At 65.8% G+C, this 2,286-nt stretch carries 1 protein-coding gene; it reads right to left on the bottom strand.

What is annotated here, in order from left to right; all coding sequences use genetic code 11:
* Positions 1-1,954, bottom strand: a 1,954-nt coding sequence (locus tag VE759_RS11070; RefSeq protein WP_324931748.1) for an AMP-binding protein, incomplete at its 3' end; no start/stop codon positions are given.
* Positions 1,955-2,286 lie beyond the last annotated feature (332 nt).

The raw sequence follows: 2,286 nt of genomic DNA, 5'->3' as shown, positions 1-2,286 counted from the left end.
CCTCGGCCAGCTCGGTGTACAGCTGCTCCAGACGCGGACCGTAGTGCTCCTTGAGCTTGGGTCGCGCCAACTTACGGATGCCGGTCAGCAGGCCGTTCTCTGTGGTGAAGGGCGTGGTTTCCACGATGAAGTCGCGTGGGATCTCATAGGAGTGCAGTCCGGCCGCTTTCGCGACATTGTGCAGTGAGTCGCTGATCAGCGGCTTCAGCTCGCCAGCAGGCCAGCGCGACAGTGCCTCCGACGTGGGCACGACGACCGCCAGCAGATAGGCGCGTGCGCTGTTGCCGTAGATGTAGATCTGCCGCACCAGCGGGCTATCGCCGAACACCGCCTCCACCATTGACACGGTCACGAACTCGCCCTGCGAGAGCTTGAGCACGTTGTTGCGGCGGTCGACATAAGCCAACTGATCCGGGCCGACCTCGGCCACGATGTCTCCGGTCCGGTAGTAGCCGTCCGCGTCGAACACCCCGGCGGTGACATCCGGCCGTTTGTAGTAGCCATGGAACAAGTCGTGCGACTTGACCAGCAGCTCGCCGCGGGGGTGCGGCTGGTCGGTGTGGAAGTAACCCAGATCGGGCACATCGGCCAACTTGTAGTCGGTCACCGGCGGGCGTCGCACCTGCCCGTCGACGAAGACGACGCCGACCTCGGTCGAGCCGTAGCCTTCCGCCAGATGCAGGTCGAGGTAGGACTCGACGAACGCCTTCAGCTCGGGCGAGATCGGGGCGGAGCCCGTCATCGCCGACACGAACCGCCCGCCGAGAAGGTGCTGCCGCTGCTCCGCCATCACCTGCGCTTCCAGTGCCGCTCGATCCGCCCCGTCGGACAACTGCCGATCCAGTTCGCTGTGGAACTCCTGGGAGAGCATCTCCCAGATCCGCGGCACGAAGTTCAACTGGGTCGGCCGCACCAGCGCGAGGTCGTCCATTAGCGTCGACAGGTCGCTCTTGGCCGCGAAATAGGCTGTGCCCCCGTGGCCGAGTGTCCCGTAGAGGATGCTCGGCCCCATGAGGTGGCTCATCGGCATGAAGATGAGCGTGATCCACGGCTCGTCGCTGTGCCGGCCCCAGGCCACCTTGGTCGCGTTGCGCCACAAGTCGGCGACCAAGCGCTCCGGGTACATCGCGCCCTTCGGTGCGCCGGTGCTGCCTGAGGTGTAGACCAGAAGTGCCAACGGGTCGTCCTCATCGGGAACGATCACCCGGGCGGCGGGCAGCGCCTTGCCGCGCTCAAGCATGTCGGCCAGCGTTCCCAGCATCACCGGGCTGCTCGCTTGCGCCAACCGCGCCCGGGCGGCGTCGAATGCCTCGCGCTGGTCGTCCACCTCGGGGTGGTAGTCGAACACCACCAGCCGCGTCGGGGTGTGCCCGCTCAGCACCAATTCGACGGCGTCGGCCAGAGAGTCGATGCTCGCCGCGATCACGCTCGGCTCGGTTTCGGCCACGATGGGCCGCAGCTGAGTGACCGGCGCGCTGATCTGCAGCGGAACCGACACCGCCCCGATCTGGACCAACGCCAGCTCGACAATCGTGTAGTCGACGCTGGCGAAGCCCAGCAGACAGACCCGATCACCGGGGCGCACCGAATGCGCCGGATCGCCTTGCAATGCGCTCGCGACCGCGCTGGCGCGGTCCCACACCTCGCGATAGGTGATGGTCTCAAATCGGGGCAACAGTTCCAGTGCGGTGCGGCCGGTCTGCGGGTCTGTGACGAATTGGATGACGCGTTGCCCGAGCGCGGGCCGCCGCGCGTAGCCCTCCATGACGATTCGCACGACCTCCGGAAGCCGCATGCCGGGTTGCCGCAGCGCCGCGCTGATCGCCGCCAGCGGGGTTGCGTCGCGAAACTGTGCGTCGTTGGCCCACAGATCCTTGATGCGCCGCGCGATCCGCGCTTCCCGGGCGGCCTCCCAGGCGCCAATATTGTCGCTGCCAGATCCTGCGCGTGTCATCTGTCACCTCTCTTGTCGTCGATGTCGCTGGCGCCGTCAGGCCCGAAAGCCACGAAGGCCACCAATCGGGGGACGTCAGCCCGATCTGTGGATTGAACGTTCATTCTAGATAGAACATTCACTCTACGCGCGGACCGGCTTCATCGTCAAGCCGGCAAGCCGCCCGAGGACCTAAGTGGTGGCCGAAGCGCTGATCAACGCCGCCAACGGGCCCTCGATACCGACCCTTGCGATATATACCCCACCCGGGTATACCAATCTGTACGCGAGATTCACCGGACGACATGGAAGGGGGCCGACATGGGACTGGCGCAGAAGCTTGTGATCGGACA

Source organism: Mycobacterium sp., from assembly GCF_035640695.1.
Classification (GTDB): Bacteria; Actinomycetota; Actinomycetes; order Mycobacteriales; family Mycobacteriaceae; genus Mycobacterium.
This window is presented reverse-complemented; position numbering and strand designations above follow the sequence as displayed.